At 34.6% G+C, this 17,558-nt stretch carries 13 protein-coding genes and 2 riboswitches; of the genes, 11 read left to right on the top strand and 2 right to left on the bottom strand.

All coding sequences use genetic code 11. The annotated features are described in order from the left end of the window. Window positions 1-69: 69 nt before the first annotated feature. Both WBG07_RS08100 and WBG07_RS08095 read right to left on the bottom strand, forming a co-directional pair. Window positions 70-684, bottom strand: coding sequence for a deoxynucleoside kinase (locus tag WBG07_RS08100; RefSeq protein WP_340200220.1), 615 nt, complete (start codon window positions 682-684; stop codon window positions 70-72). Between the two features lie 170 nt (window positions 685-854). After that, window positions 855-2,273 carry an amidohydrolase family protein gene (locus WBG07_RS08095; RefSeq protein WP_340200219.1) on the bottom strand — a complete coding sequence of 473 codons (1,419 nt, stop codon included), beginning with the start codon at window positions 2,271-2,273 and terminating at the stop codon, window positions 855-857. A gap of 283 nt (window positions 2,274-2,556) precedes the next feature. Between WBG07_RS08095 and metK the strand changes: the two genes are divergently transcribed. The 11 genes from metK to metH all read left to right on the top strand — a co-directional run bounded on the left by metK (window position 2,557) and on the right by metH (window position 17,555). Next, complete coding sequence (gene metK, locus WBG07_RS08090) at window positions 2,557-3,813, top strand: methionine adenosyltransferase (protein WP_340200218.1); 1,257 nt, start codon at window positions 2,557-2,559, stop codon at window positions 3,811-3,813. 432 nt (window positions 3,814-4,245) lie between these two features. Continuing rightward, on the top strand, window positions 4,246-5,538 hold the full coding sequence (locus WBG07_RS08085) for an O-acetylhomoserine aminocarboxypropyltransferase/cysteine synthase family protein (RefSeq protein WP_340200216.1): 1,293 nt from the start codon (window positions 4,246-4,248) through the stop codon (window positions 5,536-5,538). A gap of 73 nt (window positions 5,539-5,611) precedes the next feature. Next, a riboswitch (SAM riboswitch) is annotated at window positions 5,612-5,729 on the top strand. A 76-nt stretch (window positions 5,730-5,805) separates the two neighbouring features. After that, window positions 5,806-6,798: an alpha/beta fold hydrolase gene (locus tag WBG07_RS08080; protein ID WP_340200214.1), complete on the top strand. Its 993-nt coding sequence runs from the start codon at window positions 5,806-5,808 to the stop codon at window positions 6,796-6,798. Beyond that, the gene (locus tag WBG07_RS08075) at window positions 6,785-7,882 is read left to right on the top strand and encodes a homoserine dehydrogenase family protein (protein ID WP_340200212.1); all 1,098 of its coding nucleotides are present in this window, start codon (window positions 6,785-6,787) and stop codon (window positions 7,880-7,882) included. Before WBG07_RS08080 ends, WBG07_RS08075 begins: the two co-directional genes overlap by 14 nt. A 42-nt stretch (window positions 7,883-7,924) precedes the next feature. Further along, a complete protein-coding gene (locus WBG07_RS08070; protein ID WP_340200210.1) occupies window positions 7,925-8,350 on the top strand; it encodes an OsmC family protein in 426 nt (141 codons plus the stop codon). Further along, the gene (locus WBG07_RS08065; RefSeq protein WP_340200208.1) at window positions 8,347-9,516 is read left to right on the top strand and encodes a trans-sulfuration enzyme family protein; all 1,170 of its coding nucleotides are present in this window, start codon (window positions 8,347-8,349) and stop codon (window positions 9,514-9,516) included. The genes WBG07_RS08070 and WBG07_RS08065 overlap by 4 nt, the downstream gene beginning before the upstream one ends. Window positions 9,517-9,604: 88 nt before the next feature. After that, entirely contained in the window at window positions 9,605-11,701 is a 2,097-nt protein-coding gene (locus WBG07_RS08060; RefSeq protein WP_340200207.1) for a nitrite reductase, read from the top strand. Beyond that, window positions 11,688-12,464, top strand: a complete 777-nt coding sequence (cobA, locus tag WBG07_RS08055) for a uroporphyrinogen-III C-methyltransferase (RefSeq protein WP_340200205.1) — start codon at window positions 11,688-11,690, stop codon at window positions 12,462-12,464. The genes WBG07_RS08060 and cobA overlap by 14 nt, the downstream gene beginning before the upstream one ends. 73 nt (window positions 12,465-12,537) lie before the next feature. Beyond that, window positions 12,538-13,593, top strand: coding sequence for an NAD(P)/FAD-dependent oxidoreductase (locus WBG07_RS08050; protein ID WP_340200203.1), 1,056 nt, complete (start codon window positions 12,538-12,540; stop codon window positions 13,591-13,593). A 45-nt stretch (window positions 13,594-13,638) separates the two neighbouring features. Next, window positions 13,639-13,743, top strand: a riboswitch (SAM riboswitch). Between the two features lie 133 nt (window positions 13,744-13,876). Next, the gene (locus WBG07_RS08045; RefSeq protein ID WP_340200201.1) at window positions 13,877-14,878 is read left to right on the top strand and encodes a homocysteine S-methyltransferase family protein; all 1,002 of its coding nucleotides are present in this window, start codon (window positions 13,877-13,879) and stop codon (window positions 14,876-14,878) included. 13 nt (window positions 14,879-14,891) lie between these two features. Next, on the top strand, window positions 14,892-17,555 hold the full coding sequence (gene metH / locus WBG07_RS08040; RefSeq protein ID WP_340200199.1) for a methionine synthase: 2,664 nt from the start codon (window positions 14,892-14,894) through the stop codon (window positions 17,553-17,555). The last annotated feature ends 3 nt before the right edge of the window (window positions 17,556-17,558 follow it).

The raw sequence follows: 17,558 nt of genomic DNA, 5'->3' as shown, positions 1-17,558 counted from the left end.
AAAAGACCTGCAAAATTAATGCAGGTCTTTTTTTATATAGGTATCTAGTCATCAAATAGCTTTGATCGTTTAAAATAAGCCATGTAAATCTCCGTCAATTTTATTGATAATACTTCCTAAATCTTCAGGATTGTCAACAAAATCAAGGTTGTCTACATCTATAATTAAAAGATTTCCTTTATCATAACTATGAATCCATGCTTCGTAGCGTTCATTCAATCTACTTAAATAATCAATAGAAATAGAGTTCTCATACTCGCGTCCTCGTTTGTGAATCTGATTGACAAGATTTGGAATAGAACTTCGTAAATAAATTAATAAATCTGGTGCCAAGACCAAACTTTCCATTAAATCAAAAAGTGATTTATAATTATTGAAGTCTCTATTTGTCATCAAGCCCATTGCATGAAGGTTGGGAGCAAAAATATGCGCATCTTCATAAATTGTTCGGTCTTGTATAATTTGTTTACCACTTTCTCTAATTTGAAGAATTTGTCTAAATCTACTATTTAAAAAGTAAATCTGTAAATTAAAACTCCAACGTTCCATTTGATTGTAGAAATCGTCTAAATACGGATTGTCAACAACATCTTCAAAATGAGATTCCCATTGGTAATGCTTGGATAGTAATTTAGTTAAAGTTGTTTTTCCGGCTCCTATATTTCCTGCTACTGCAACGTGCATTATACTGTGTTATTTCTTGTTGATTTTATTATAAAATTTATATCGGTATGTGTAAATATACAAGTTCTGATGCTTTAGTTAAAGATATGTGTCTTAAATATGGGCGTCTTAAAGAGAAAATTCGATGTAACGTTATTTTTTAGTAATCCTTTCCATGTTTTAAGATATTTTTAATTCTTTGTAGCTTGCTTTAATTGATTTAAACGGTCTTTGGAAAAAACCTTGCCTTTATAAATTAGCATATGAATTTTACGCGTATGGGTAATGTCAATTAAAGGATTTTTATCTAATAAAAGTATATCTGCTGCTTTGCCTTGGGCAATTAAACCATAGAAATCATCTTGTCTTAAAAATGATGCTCCGTTATAAGTTGAGGTTCTAAGAGCTTCAATGTTGGATAAACCGGCAGCTACCATTGCTTCTAACTCTTGATGCAGGGAAATACCAGGGTATATATAAGAATTAAATGCTCCGCAATCTGAACCCGCTAAAAGAGACACTTCAGCCTTTTGTAAATACGCGGTAAGTTCTTGAAATTTATGTTGAAGTTTTAATCTCATTTGATAACGTTCTTCATTAGCGTTTAATGCACTATTAACTCTTCCTTTATAGGTGTTTGCCAGACTGTTGTTTATATATTCCAAATAAGTGTCATGTTCGTGTTTTGTAGTTTTGAGGTTGCTTAAAACATTTCCAATATATAAGGTAGGAGTTACGAATGTATTATGATTGCGCATAAGTTGAAAACTATTTTTAGCGGTTTCAGCATCATACGAATTCATTAATATTTCAAATGAGTCCCAAAAACCAAGCTCACCGTTGCTAATTTTATGCGTTACCTCCTCTTCTTTAGATGAGCATCCTTTCAATATATAGTATAAATGTTCTATAGACCCAATTCCATTTTCAATATTCTCGTTTAGCAAAACGGTAAAAGGCATATGTCCCGAAGTAATCATATTTCTTGATTTTGCCTGTTTTAGAACTTCAAGATATACGGTTCTCGAAATTTTGCTGTCATAAAGTTTAATAAAATCGGCTTCAATAGCTTCAAGGCTGTCAAGTGCTTTTTCAACTTGTGAAATATCTTCAACTTCAATAGATCCTGGCCATCTGGACTTTGCTCCGTCAATCTTAGGACCAGAAGTATAAATTTTAGGCCCCACAAGTATCCCCTTGTTAATTTCATTACGCCACTTGCGGATTTGAACACTTAGATCTCCTCCAGCATCTCTTATTCCAGTGATTCCATTAGCAATAAATAAAGAAAGGAATTCTTTGTTTGCTTTTATCAAAGAATCGCCACCTCTTAGATGAATATGATTATCCCATAATCCTGGGATAGCGTATTTTCCCGTTCCTTTGATGATTTTTTTAGCTTTTTTGTCTTGATTATTAGAATAGTGTCTTACGAATAAAATGCTGTCTTCTAAAATTCCTATATTTTGATTGGATATGATTTTCCCCGATTTATAATCAATAACATTTATATTTTCTATGAGTAAATCGTATGTTGGTTTTTTGATGAGACTGCATGAGCTGATTATCAAAAGAAAACTACAGCAAATTATTTTTCGTATAGAAATCATAAAGTAACGTATTGAACTCTGGCAAAATACAAATATTTCTATTGAAAATCTGCAAATTATAAAGTTGGTGTTGACATACCTATTTCCAGTATAGAAAGATATTTCTTATAAATAAATGAATTAAATATAATGTTAAAACCTTCTTCAAATAAAAACAAATGTTTACATTTGCATCAAATCATAGAGGAAAGATTTGACTGATTGCAACCTCGATAAAAAATGCTAAAGCAGGTTTCTTCTTTAGCAGTATCATTGGTCTTTTCTCGTTTTAATAATTAAATATATGGCATATTTATTTACGTCTGAATCTGTTAGTGAAGGACATCCTGATAAAATCGCAGATCAAATTAGTGATGCATTGTTAGATAATTTTCTTGCTTTTGATCCTGAAAGTAAGGTTGCTTGTGAAACATTAGTGACTACAGGTCAAGTAGTTTTGGCAGGAGAAGTAAAAAGCAATACTTATTTAGATGTACAAAGTATTGCAAGAGATGTTATTAATAAAATTGGGTATACTAAAGGAGCCTATCAATTTAGTGGAGATTCTTGTGGTGTTATTTCGTTGATACACGAACAGTCTCAAGATATTAATATGGGAGTAGATCGTGCCACCAAAGAAGAACAGGGAGCAGGAGATCAAGGGATGATGTTTGGTTATGCCACCAAAGAAACGGAGAATTACATGCCCCTGGCACTTGATATTTCTCATAAAATCCTTCAGGAATTGGCATCTTTAAGAAGAGAAGGCAAAGAAATCCCCTATTTAAGACCCGATGCAAAGGCACAAGTAACCATTGAATATAATGATGAAAACAAGCCTCAACGTATTGATACTATAGTGATTTCTACACAACATGATGCTTTTGATGATGATGATGAGATAATGCTTACCAAGATTAAGTCTGATATCATAAACATATTGATTCCACTTGTAAAAAGCAAATTCCCGGAGAACGTTCAGACATTGTTTAATGATCAAATCAAGTATCATATCAATCCCACTGGAAAGTTTGTAATAGGAGGTCCTCATGGAGATTCTGGGCTTACGGGAAGAAAGATTATAGTGGATACCTATGGAGGAAAGGGAGCTCATGGAGGAGGCGCTTTTAGTGGAAAAGATCCTAGTAAGGTAGATAGGAGTGCAGCTTACGCGGCAAGACATATTGCAAAAAACTTAGTAGCTGCTGGTGTAGCCGATGAAATATTGGTTCAGGTAAGTTATGCCATAGGAGTAGTAAAACCAACATCTATTTTTGTAGATACTTACAGTACTTCAAAAGTAGCAATGACTGATGGTGAAATTGCAAAAAAAGTAGAAGCATTATTTGATATGAGACCTTTTGCAATTGAAGAAAGACTCAAACTTAGAAATCCTATTTATTTAGAATCTGCGGCTTATGGACACATGGGCAAAGATCCAATAGTAATTAATAAAGTTTTTGAATCTCCGTATAATGGAAAAGTTGAGAAAGAAGTAGAATTATTTACTTGGGAAAAATTGGATTATGTAGATCTTGTAAAGAAAGCTTTTGATCTCTAAAAAGTAGGAATTTTATTTTTTTTGAATAAAAATTTGGAAATCAAAAAATTGTTTCTGAATATTTGTTAAATAACAGTGAAGATATGAATTTAAAAATGCGCGATATTATGATGTCCATGCAGCTTAAAGCAGCAGAGTCTTTTATTGCCTAAAAAGTATATATATGGTAACCTTAGAGCCTCTGCATTAGTAGAGGCTTTTTTGTGGAATAAACTAATGAAGAAAAATGAATATAGAATTCTTAAACATACACAAACTAGTATATATGCACTTTATAAAGCGTATTTGTATGTCTATGCGCAATAGAAAGGATATTGATTGTAACCAGATTTCTTAAGTAATAAGGTATTAGCAAAGAGGTCCTTTTAGCAATCAATGCTTCAAGGGCCTTTTTTATTGAAGTAACTATAAATTAATAAAAACAACACAAGTATGAGCGATTTAAAATTTGATACTAATGCCCTACATGCGGGGCATGATGTAAAAGAGAATAAAGGAACAAGGGCGGTGCCTATTTATCAGACAACCTCTTATGTTTTTGATGACTCAGATCACGCAGCAGATCTATTCTCACTTTCAAAACCTGGATATATTTACACCAGGCTTAATAACCCCACGAATGATATTTTAGAACAAAGGTTAGCGAAACTTGAAGGAGGTATAGCAGCCGTAGTGACTGCTTCAGGAACGGCTGCTATAGCTACAACATTACTTACGTTGCTTAAAGCGGGAGATCACATTATTGCCTCCAATAGCCTTTACGGAGGTACTTATAATCTTTTGAATGTAACATTACCCAGATTAGGAATAACAACCACCTTTGTAGATCCTTCTAAGCCTGAGAATTTTGAGTTGGGAGCTCAAGAAAATACAAGAGCTGTATTTGTCGAGTCTTTAGGAAACCCGAAATTGGATGTAGTGGACCTTAAAGCTGTTTCCCAGAAGGCTGCTAACATAAAGGTGCCGTTGATTGTAGATAATACAGTTGCAACACCAGCTCTGTTAAACCCTATTAAACACGGTGCAAATATTGTAATCCATTCTCTTACCAAATATATTAATGGTAATGGTACTTCACTTGGAGGTGTTATTATAGATGCAGGAAATTTTGATTGGAGTAATGGAAAGTTCCCAGAATTTACAGAACCTTCAAAAGGGTATCACGGGCTTATTTATCATGAAGCATTAAAAGAAGCAGCTTTTATTGCTAAAGTACGAATTGAAGGCCTAAGAGATTATGGAGCTGCGTTAAGTCCGCTGAATGCCTTCCAAATACTACAAGGTTTAGAGACCTTAAAAATTCGTATTCAAAAGCATAGTGAACAAGCATTAGAGTTAGCTAAATGGCTTTCTGATCAAGAAGAGGTAAGCTGGGTTAATTATCCAGGACTGGAAAGTAGTAAATACAATGCTTTGGCAAAAGAATATTTACCATTTGGGCAAAGTGGTATTGTAACATTTGGTGCAAAGGGTGGATATGAAGCGGCAAAAATAATTGCAGATCAAACCAAACTCTTTTCGCTACTTGCCAATATAGGAGATACAAAGTCATTAATTATTCACCCAGCGAGTACTACCCATCAACAACTAACAGATGAACAACAGGAGGCTACTGGTGTCACCAAAGATTTGGTTCGTTTGTCCATAGGTTTGGAGGATATTGAAGACCTTAAAGAAGATCTTAAAAAAGCATTATTTGAAACAAAAAAGCTAGTTTCCGTTTAAAAATTACAAAAATGATGTTCAATACATAGAAATACTATTATTTTGTTTTCATTAATTCATATATATATTGAAAATGTTATAAAGAAAGGCGTAGGGACTAGACCCGTTGATGCCTTAGCAACCCTTTACTTATTAAAGAAGGTGCTACATTCTACCTTTTGCCAGGTTTTTCTGGTAAGGACAGATAACAAGAGATTTTACTTCTTTTCTATCGCTTTTCTTTTAACGTTTTGCTTAAAAATAATAGTGGGCTATAAATATTAAAAGATGAGTAACTTAAATTTTATTGATATACCAGATTTTATTACCTGCAAGGGAAAGGCATATGCAGATCTTCGTTTGTCTTATGAAAGTTTTGGAAAGCCTTTGGGTACAGCCCCTATTGTGGTAGTAAACCATGCGCTTACTGGTAATTCAACAGTGACAGGATCAGATGGTTGGTGGAATGATCTTATTGGTTCACAAAAGCTAATAGACACAAATATTTACTCAGTAGTAGCCTTTAATGTTCCAGGTAATGGTTATGACGGAAGTTTGATAGATAATTATTTAGATTTTATTGCGCGTGATGCAGCAAGAATTATTAATGAAGGTTTGAAAAAGCTTGAGATCACAAATGTTTTTGCAGTTATTGGTGGATCAGTTGGTGGCGGTATTGCTTGGGAAATGGCAGTATTGGAACCAGAGTTGATTCAACATTTAATTCCTATAGCTTCAGATTGGAAATCAACAGATTGGCTTATTGCAAATTGTAGAGTGCAAGATCAAATACTTACAAATTCATCACAACCATTGCAAGATGCTCGTATGCATGCAATGCTCTGTTACCGTTCGCAAAAATCATTAGAAGCCAAATTTGGACGCTCAGTAAATGAGGAAAAGAATCTTTTCAATGTAGAAACCTGGTTACTGCATCATGGAAATAAGTTAGAAGAGCGATTTGAATTAGCAGCGTATAAGTTATTGAATAATTTATTAAGAACAATTGATATCACTTCAGGAAGAGGAAGTTTTGTAGAAGTAGTGAAAGATATTAAATCTGACATCCACATGATAGGTATTAATTCTGATATTTTCTTTACCCCCGATCAAAACAGACAAACACTACAAATACTCAAGGAAGTGAAAGAAAATGTCTATTATGAAGAAATAGACTCCATTCATGGGCATGATGCTTTTTTAATTGAATTTAAACAACTTCACGCAATTCTTTCAAAAATTTTTAAACCCACAAGCGAGAAAAATTATGTTCCACACTAATATAAATCTTGTATTGTTTGGCAATGGAAATGTTGGCAACACCTTGGTCAAGCAATTAAGGGAAGCCTCTGGTTTTATCCAATCTTCATTAAATCTAAAATTGAATTTAATAGGTCTTGCAGACTCAAATAAGTTTCAATTTAATCCAAATGGAATAGTTAATGCTAAAGGCAAGATAATAGAAATAGAAGATTATCATTTAAATGATATGATTCAATTGTTACAATTACATCAAATGGAGAATCTTATTGCAATAGACGCAACAGCAAGTCATACCTTAAGCTCGTCTTATAAATTTTTGATAAGTAACGGATTTCATATAGTTGCGGCGAATAAAATTGCAAATACAGACTCACAAAAAAACTATAATGAATTAAGGGAGGCACTTCATAAGTATGATAAATCATTTAGATATGAAACTAATGTTGGGGCGGGGTTACCTGTAATTGAGACTGTAAAAGGATTATATGAATGTGGTGATGAAATCACAAAAATTAGAGGGGTTTTTTCAGGTTCTCTAAGTTATATTTTTAATACATTTTGTAAAGCAGATATTTCTTTTTCTGCGGTAGTAAGAGATGCACTAAAATTAGGATATACAGAACCAGATCCCAGAATTGATTTAAGCGGTAAAGACGTAGCACGTAAATTACTTATTCTAGCAAGAGAAGTGGGAATTTCATTTGAACTTGAGGAAGTGAAAATAAGGAGTTTACTTATTCCAAACTTAGATGAACAATCTTCTCTCAATTGGTTTTTAAGGAATCTTTCAGAATTAGATGAACCATTTGAAACGGCAAAGATTACGCAAAAACCAAACTATGTTTTGAGGTATATTGGAGAATTAAATGTCAAAAACAAAACCTTGGAAGTAAAATTGGTGTCAGAACCAGAAAATTCGTCATTAGGTCAGTTAAAAGGAACGGACTCTTTATTTGAAATATATACTACATCTTATGGAGAAGAGCCATTGGTGATTAGAGGAGCTGGAGCTGGCAAGGAAGTTACAGCGCGTGGCCTACTTTCAGATGTTATAAAGATTGCAAAGGCAACAGTAATCACAAAAAAGATCGATGTATTTTAATAATTTTAAGGACGATAAGATTTAAAGTAAATAAGGCAAATCATGAAAATATTTTTAGATAGAATTGATAACGAGTTTCTTTTTGAAGCAAGAAATGAAAGAGGAAATACGGTTTTAATGGACAATAAGAACCGTCAAGATGGTATTGTAAAAGGGGCTGGGCCCATGGAGTTATTGCTTATGGGTATTGCTGGGTGCAGTGGAATTGATATTGTATCTATCTTAAAAAAACAAAAGCAAACAATCACCAAATATCATGTAGAATTAGAGGCAGAACGTGAACAAGATAAAGTCCCCGCATTGTTTCAAAATGCACATTTAAAAGTATTTTTGGAAGGAGCAATAGATCCTTCAAAAGCATTAAGGGCAGCACAACTCTCTTTTGATGTTTATTGTTCAGTTTCTAAAACGCTTGAAAAGACAATGAAAATAACATATGAGGTTCACCTCAACGGAACAAAATTATGAGCTATAATTCAAAGGAAACCGGTGCTATTCGCAACACTTTAGATAAAACAGCATATAACGAGCATACAACTCCTATTTATCTTACATCGGGATTTGTGTTTGACGATGCCGAAGATATGAGAGCTTCATTTTCGGAGGAAAAATCTCGAAATATTTATTCGCGATTTACGAATCCAAATAATTCTGAATTTGTAGCTAAGATTTGTGAAATGGAAAATGCAGAAGCAGGATACGCTTTTGCTACTGGTATGGCAGCTGTTTTTTCAACATTTGCTGCATTGTTGTCAAGTGGAGATCATATTATATCTGCAAGATCAATTTTTGGTTCTACACATACATTGTTTACCAAGTATTTACCTAAATGGAATATTGAAACTTCCTATTTTAAAATTGATGAGGTAGAAAAAATAACTACATTAATTAAACCGGAAACAAAGATTATTTATGCCGAAACCCCTACAAACCCTGGGGTGGATATTTTGGATTTAGAATTATTAGGGAAAATTGCTAAAGCGCATAATTTACTTTTAATAATAGATAATTGTTTTGCTACTCCTTACTTACAGAATCCAATTAAGTATGGAGCAGATTTAGTAATTCATTCAGCTACAAAACTTATTGATGGACAAGGAAGAGTTTTAGGAGGGGTTACCGTTGGGAGCGCAGAACTTATAAGAGAAATTTATCTTTTTGCCAGAAATACAGGCCCTTCCCTTTCTCCATTTAACGCCTGGACACTTTCTAAAAGTATGGAAACTCTGGCAGTAAGAGTAGATAGGCATTGTGAAAATGCACATCAGGTAGCCACATATTTAGAAAGTCAATCTGAAATTGACATGGTAAAATATCCTTTTTTAGAATCGCATCCCCAATATAAAATTGCGGTAAAACAAATGAAAGCTGGTGGAAGCATTATTGCTTTTCAACTTAAAGGAGGACTATCCGCAGGACGTAATTTTTTAAATAATCTGCAAATGTGTTCTTTATCTGCCAACTTAGGCGATACCAGAACTATTGTAACCCATCCTGCCTCAACAACCCATAGTAAATTATCGCCAGAAGATCGGTTAGAGGTTGGTATTACTGATGGTTTAGTGAGAATTTCTGTAGGCTTAGAAGCCCCAAAAGATATCATAAATGATATCAATCAAGCACTTAATACCTGAAATAAATTAAAAAAATCATCGAAATTTAAATAATAAACTATATTTTAGCGTACAAATACTATAAATCTATAGATTAAATAGACTAATAATGCAAAGCTTTAGAACGGAAATAGAAAACCCCATAGTTGAAAGAGATATTGTAGAACTCGAAAAAAAGATTAGGCTTTTTAAAGAAGGTAAAGTTGATGAGGAACGTTTTAGAAGCCTCAGACTGGCAAGGGGAGTTTATGGACAAAGACAGCCAGGAGTGCAAATGATACGAATTAAGATTCCATATGGACGTCTTACCGGAGATCAATTATTGAGAATCTCAGATGTTTCCGACGAGTTTTCTACAGGAAGATTACATATAACCACCCGTCAGGATATTCAAATTCATTATGTTTCTTTAGATAGAACTCCAGAGCTTTGGGCACAATTAGAAAGAGATGATGTAACTCTTAGAGAGGCTTGCGGAAATACCGTTAGAAATATCACGGCAAGTGAAACCGCAGGAATTGACAAAAAGGAAGCATTTGATGTAAGTGCATACGCAGATGCCATGTTCAAATTCTTCTTGCGAAACCCGGTAAATCAAGAAATGGGGCGTAAATTCAAAATTTCATTTAGTGGTAGTGATGAAGATACGGCATTAAGTTATATTCATGATCTAGGTTTTATTGCGAAAATAAAAGATGGTAAAAAAGGATTTAAAGTATTACTAGGCGGAGGATTGGGTTCTCAACCTCGTCATGCAGATGTTATCTATGAATTTTTGGAAACAGATAAAATTATTCCTTTAACAGAAGGTGTGCTACGAATTTTTGATCGTTACGGAGAAAGATCAAAAAGACTTAAAGCAAGAATGAAGTTTCTTATCAAAGATCTAGGAGTTGAAGAATTTCTGAAATTGGTAGTAGATGAACAAAAAGCACTTTCACATCATGCATTTGAAATTTCGGAGAATAGTTTTGAGCCAAATTTTTCAGATAAATTAAATACTCCTGAAACAAATATTGAGAATTTTGAGGACTATGAGCAATGGAAGGCGTTGAATGTGATCTCTCAAAAACAGGAAGGATATGTTGCCATTGGCGTAAAAGTCTTTTTAGGAGATTTCTATACAGATAAAGCCAGAAAATTAGCTACATTGATTAAAAATCATGCAGCAAATGAATTACGTCTTTCTTTAAGACAAGACATTTTAATACCTCATGTTAAAGTAGAAGACTTACCTTATTTTTATCAACAGTTAAAATCTTTAGGATTTACGGATGTTGGATACAATTCTGCGGTAGACATCACTGCATGTCCTGGCACAGATACTTGTAATTTAGGTATCGCAAGTAGTACAGGAATTGCTTCAAAATTAGAGGAAGTACTTCATAAGGAATATCCACAATATCTTAATAATAAAGATATCACTATCAAAATTAGTGGGTGTATGAATGCTTGTGGTCAGCATAACATGGCACAAATTGGTTTTCAGGGAATGTCTGTACGCGTCGGCAAGTTGGTTGCGCCCGCTTTACAAGTTTTATTGGGCGGAGGTGTTCTGGGAGATGGAAAAGGGCAGTTTGCAGATAAAGTAATTAAGGTTCCTAGCAAAAGAGGGCCTCAAGCCTTAAGATTAGTGTTAAATGATTATGAAAATAATCGATTAAATAACGAAACCTTTGTTGAATACTACAACAGACAAGGACAGATATATTTTTATGATTTCTTAAAGCCTCTGGCAGATGTAACCAATCTAGAACCAGAAGAATTTATAGATTGGGGTCACAATAAACCATATATCAAAGCCGTAGGAGTAGGTGAGTGTGCAGGAGTGGTAATTGATTTGGTGGCAACGCTACTTTTTGAAAGTGAAGAAAAATTAGATCTTTCTCAGGAGGCAATTAATCAGAATAAATGGTCAGATAGTATTTACCATTCTTATACAAGTATTGTAAACACAGCGAAAGCATTACTTCTGGGTGAAAAAATAACAACTAATACGCAGGCAGGCATTATTAAACAATTTAATGAAGCCTTTATTGAAAATCAGAAAATTGATTTTCAGGGAAGTTTTGAAGATTTTGTCTATCAGGTAAAAGCCAATGAGCCTACAGAGGCTTTTGCTCTTAAATATCTAAGTGACGCAAAAAACTTTTATCAATTGAGTGATGCGTACCGTAAAAAGGAATTGGAATATGCAACAAACTAGAAAAGCAAGATTAACTCTTGTAGGAGCAGGGCCTGGAGACCCGGATTTATTTACCATAAAGGGTGCGCGAGCTTTGGCAGAAGCAGATGTAGTTTTATATGATGCTTTAGTGAATAAAAAACTGCTAACCTATGCATCTCAAAATGCTATAAAAATATTCGTTGGAAAAAGAAAAGGGTATATGGCACATACCCAAGACGAAATCAATCAGCTTATTGTAAACAAAGCCTTTGAACATGGTCACGTAGTTCGTCTTAAAGGAGGTGATCCTTTTATTTTTGGTCGTGGTACAGAAGAAATTGAACATGCAGAAAGTTTTGGAATTTCCAGTGAGGTAGTTCCAGGTATTTCATCTTCAGCCGCCGTTCCAGCAAATCAGGGAATTGCACTCACAAAAAGAGGAGTTACAGAAAGCTTCTGGGTGATCACGGGCACTACTTCACAGCGAAAACTGTCTAATGATGTGGTGCATGCAGCAAAATCTTCTGCAACCGTTGTGATTCTAATGGGAATGAGCAAGCTCACAGAGATTGTTGACATTTTCAAAGCACAAGATAAGCATGATATGCCAGTAGCAATTATTCAAAATGGCACCACAACTCAAGAAAAAACAGGGATTGGTACTGTTGAAACGATAGTACAAGTAGTGAAGCAAAAGAAATTAAGCTCTCCGGCAGTTATTGTGATTGGCGAAGTTGTAAAACATAGTCATAAACTGAGAGACTTTTATAAAGAAGAATTGGTGCATGTAATTAATTCTTAAGTGGATTGACAATACAAAGTATCAGTCTAATAAACTTAAAACCAATTGATTAAGATTTAAAAAAATAGAAAAAATGATTAAAACAGACATACTTATAATAGGTGCAGGACCTACAGGACTATTTACGGTTTTTGAAGCAGGATTGTTAAAAATGAAAACACACCTTATAGATGCATTGCCTCAACCAGGTGGACAATGCTCTGAGATTTATCCTAAAAAACCCATTTATGATATTCCTGGTTTCCCTGAGATATTAGCTGGTGATTTAGTAACCAATCTAATGGAACAAATTAAACCTTTTGAACCAGGTTTTACTTTGGGAGAGCGCGCAGAAACCATTGAAAAACTTGAAGATGGTTCTTTTATTGTAACCACTAATAAAGGAACAAAACACCATGCACCCGTTATAGCTATTGCTGGAGGATTAGGGTCTTTTGAGCCTAGAAAACCACCATTAGAAAATATTGTCAATTTTGAAGATAAGGGAGTTTCATATATCATTAGAGATCCTGAAAAATTTCGAGGTAAAAAAGTAATTATTGCAGGAGGTGGAGATTCAGCACTTGACTGGTCGATTTTTTTAGCAGATGTGGCAGAAGAAGTAACTCTGGTTCATAGAAGAAAAGAATTTAGAGGTGCATTAGATTCAGTTGAAAAAGTAGCTGAGCTTTCTAAATTAGGTAAAATAGACTTAATTACAGAGGCACAAGTAACTGGTTTGCATGGTGAAGATGAGCTATCATCGGTAACCATTAAATACAATTCTGGTCAAGAGGCCGTAAGAGAACTGGATGAATTTATTCCTCTGTTTGGATTATCGCCTAAGCTTGGTCCTATAGCCAACTGGGGACTCGAAATTGAGAAGAATGCTATTAAAGTAGATAATTCATACGATTATTCAACAAACATACCAGGTATCTACGCTATTGGAGATGTAAATACCTACAAAGGGAAGCTTAAATTGATACTTTCTGGGTTTCATGAAGCTGCTATTATGTGTCAAAGTGCTTACCAAAGAATTAACCCTGGTAAACGTTATGTTATGAAATATACTACGGTTAGTGGAGTTAGCGGTTTTGATGGTACAGTTAAAGAAGCTAAAAAGGAAGTTGTAAAAAGTATTGTATAAAATAAATTTAATGCCGTTCTTTGTTATAAGTTCTAATTACATCATGTGTTATCAAGAAAGGTGAAGGGAATAGACCCGTGGAAACCTTAGCAACCCTCAGTTCTTAACAGAGAAGGTGCTACATTCTACCCGAAAGGGGAAAGATGACAAATACAATTTTTTTTGTATTTTTTACTCCATTCAATTTTTTTGATAACCTATAAATTAAACTTATTAGGTTTTCGAGTATACACTCGGTTTAAAGTTTTTACAAGATTTTAAAAGTCAATTAAATTGAAAAATAATGAATAAGATTTATGCTGAAATAGAAAAGCGAATTTTAATACTTGATGGAGCGATGGGAACCATGCTTCAGGAATATAATTTCACTGAAGAAGACTACAGAGGGGAACGTTTTAAAGATTACCATCTTCTACTAAAGGGAAATAATGACCTTTTATCTCTTACACAACCCTATGCAATAAAAGAAATTCACCGAAAATATTTCGAAGCAGGTGCCGATATTGTAGAAACAAATACATTTTCAGGAACTTCAATAGCCATGGCTGACTATGAAATGGAGTCTCTTGTATATGAACTTAACTATGAGTCTGCAAAGTTAGCCAGAGAAGTAGCAGATTCATTTACAGAGAAAGAACCTCAAAAGCCAAGATTTGTTGCAGGCTCTATAGGTCCAACAAATAGAACAGCAAGTATGTCTCCAGATGTAAATGATCCGGCATATAGGGCAGTTACGTTTGATGAATTGGTAGTTGCTTATGAAGAACAGACAATTGCTCTAATAGAAGGAGGATGTCATCTTTTATTAGTGGAAACTATTTTTGATACCTTAAATGCTAAAGCAGCGCTGTTTGCCATAGAGAAAGTTAAAAAGGAAAAACAGGTGGAGATTCCTATAATGGTAAGTGGCACCATTACAGACGCTAGCGGTAGAACCTTATCTGGACAAACCGTGGAAGCCTTCCTAATTTCAATTTCGCACATACCTATATTAAGTGTAGGGTTTAATTGTGCACTTGGAGCTAAACAATTACAACCTTATTTACAAAGACTTGCTAGGGAAGCTTCATTTTATACCTCAGCACATCCTAATGCAGGTTTGCCAAATGCTTTTGGTGCCTACGATGAAACCCCAGAAGAAATGCGTGAACAAATTGAAAGCTACTTAAAAGATGGTTTGGTAAATATTATTGGGGGTTGTTGTGGAACAACGCCCGCACATATTAAGGCAATTACCATCGCTGCGGCACAATACCAGCCTAGAAAGTTAAATGTTAATGTCTAATAGTATATAAAGTATGAGTACTCATTATCTAAAACTTTCCGGGCTAGAGCCATTAGTTATAACTCCAGATAGTAATTTTATAAATATTGGTGAACGTACAAATGTTACAGGTTCCCGAAAATTTCTTAGACTAATCAGGGAAGAAAAGTATACAGAAGCTTTAGAAGTCGCTAGAGCGCAGGTAGAAGGAGGAGCCCAAATTATAGACATCAACATGGATGAAGGCATGTTAGATGGAGTTAAAGTCATGACTATCTTCTTAAATTTAATTGCTTCTGAACCTGATATTTCAAGAGTACCCATAATGATTGACAGTTCTAAATGGGAAATCATTGAAGCTGGTTTAAAGGTGGTTCAAGGTAAAAGTGTGGTAAATTCTATTAGTCTTAAGGAAGGAGAAGCCAACTTTATAAAACAAGCCTCACTCATTAAAATGTATGGTGCAGCCGTTATTGTCATGGCATTTGATGAAGATGGTCAGGCAGATACCTATGAACGCCGTATTGAAATATGCAAAAGATCTTATGATATTCTGGTTAATCAGGTAAACTTTGCCCCAGAGGATATTATTTTTGATCCTAATATTTTTCCGGTAGCTACAGGAATGGAAGAGCATCGGAAAAATGCTTTGGACTTTTTTAAAGCAACCAAATGGATAAGAACAAACCTGCCGCATGCAAGCGTAAGCGGAGGGGTAAGCAACGTGTCGTTTTCTTTTAGAGGTAATAATACAGTAAGAGAGGCAATGCACTCATCATTCTTATATCATGCCATTAAAAATGGAATGAATATGGGAATCGTTAACCCAGAATTATTAGAGGTTTATGATCAAATTCCTAAAGACTTACTTACCCATGTAGAAGATGTACTGTTTGATAGAAGAGATGATGCCACAGAGCGTCTTTTGGAATTTGCAGAAACAGTTAAAGGGTCTGCTAAAGTTACCGAAAAGCAGAAAAAAGAGTGGAGAAATCTTGAGTTGCAAGAGCGAATTACGCATGCTTTGGTAAAGGGTATTGATGAATTTATACTTGAAGATGCAGAAGAAGCACGTTTAAAAGTTGAGAAGCCTATTGAGGTCATTGAAGTGTATTTAATGAAAGGCATGAATGTGGTAGGTGATTTATTTGGGAGTGGAAAAATGTTTTTGCCACAGGTGGTTAAATCTGCCAGAGTAATGAAACGTGCGGTTGCTTACTTGTTGCCTTTTATAGAGGCAGAAAAGGATGGAAAAAAAGAGTATGCAGGTAAAATATTATTAGCTACCGTTAAAGGGGACGTTCATGATATAGGAAAGAATATTGTAGGGGTAGTGCTTGGATGTAATAATTATGAGATTATTGATCTTGGTGTAATGGTGCCTCCTGAAAAAATCATACAAAAAGCAGTAGAAGAAAAAGTAGATATAATAGGGCTAAGTGGACTTATAACTCCATCACTAGATGAAATGGTGTATCTGGCAAATGAAATGGAAAAACAACAGATGGAAATTCCATTACTCATTGGAGGTGCCACCACTTCGCGTGCGCATACAGCGGTAAAAATAGCACCCGGATATTCAAATACAGTTATTCATGTGAATGATGCCTCCAAAGCAGTAACTGTGGTTGGAAGTTTGTTGAAAAAAAATAACAATGAATTTAAGAAACTTATCCATGAAGAATATAATCAGTTTCGAACCCAATTTCTGGAAAGAGGTAAAAAGAAAGATTATATTTCTATTGAATCAGCAAGAGCCAATAAATATCAAGCAGATTTTAAAAACTACAAACCTATTTCTCCCGCCCAAAACGGAATAAAAGTTATTGAAGAAATGGATTTGGAAAAACTGGTTCCTTATATTGATTGGAGTCCTTTCTTTAGAAGCTGGGATTTACATGGTAAATATCCTGAAATTCTAGAGGATCCAGTAGTAGGGGAGCAGGCGAGTGCCTTGTTTTTAGATGCAAAGGAAATCATGAAGCAACTTCTTGAAGAAAAACTAATCCATGCAAAAGCCGTATTTGGAATATTTCCTGCAAACACTATAAATGATGATGATATTGAAGTTCTGCATAAAGATCAATCGTTTTCATTTCTAACATTGAGGCAACAATTAAAGAAACATGCCGGAAAGCCTAATTTTGCACTATCAGATTTTATCGCTCCAAAAGAATCTGGTATTCAAGACTATATGGGTTTTTTTTGTGTGACTACTGGTTTTGGTGCCGATGAGCTAGCGGCTCAGTATGAAGCAAATCATGATGATTACAATAGCATTATGGTAAAGGCACTGGCAGATAGATTTGCAGAAGCTTTTGCCGAATATCTTCATGAAAAAGTAAGAAAAGAATATTGGGGATATGCCTCTGATGAAGCCTTGAGTAATCTTGAGTTAATAAAAGAATCGTATAAAGGAGTTCGTCCAGCGCCAGGTTATCCTGCGTGTCCAGATCATTTAGAAAAAGAAACTATTTGGTCTCTACTTGAAGTTGAAAAACAAATAGGGGTTAGCCTTACAGAGAGCTTAGCTATGTGGCCTGCGGCATCAGTTTCAGGATATTATTTTGCACATCCAGAGAGTCGTTATTTTGGATTAGGGAAGATAACAGAAGACCAGTTATTAGACTATGCACAAAGAAGAGGAATTTCTGTTGAAAAGGCTAGGAAATGGTTAAATCCTAACCTGGCATCCTAACAA

This window comes from Ascidiimonas meishanensis (genome assembly GCF_037782385.1).
GTDB classification, from domain to species: Bacteria; Bacteroidota; Bacteroidia; order Flavobacteriales; family Flavobacteriaceae; genus Ascidiimonas; species Ascidiimonas meishanensis.
The sequence above is the reverse complement of the archived record's forward strand: the minus strand, read 5'-3'. Positions and strand labels throughout refer to the sequence as shown.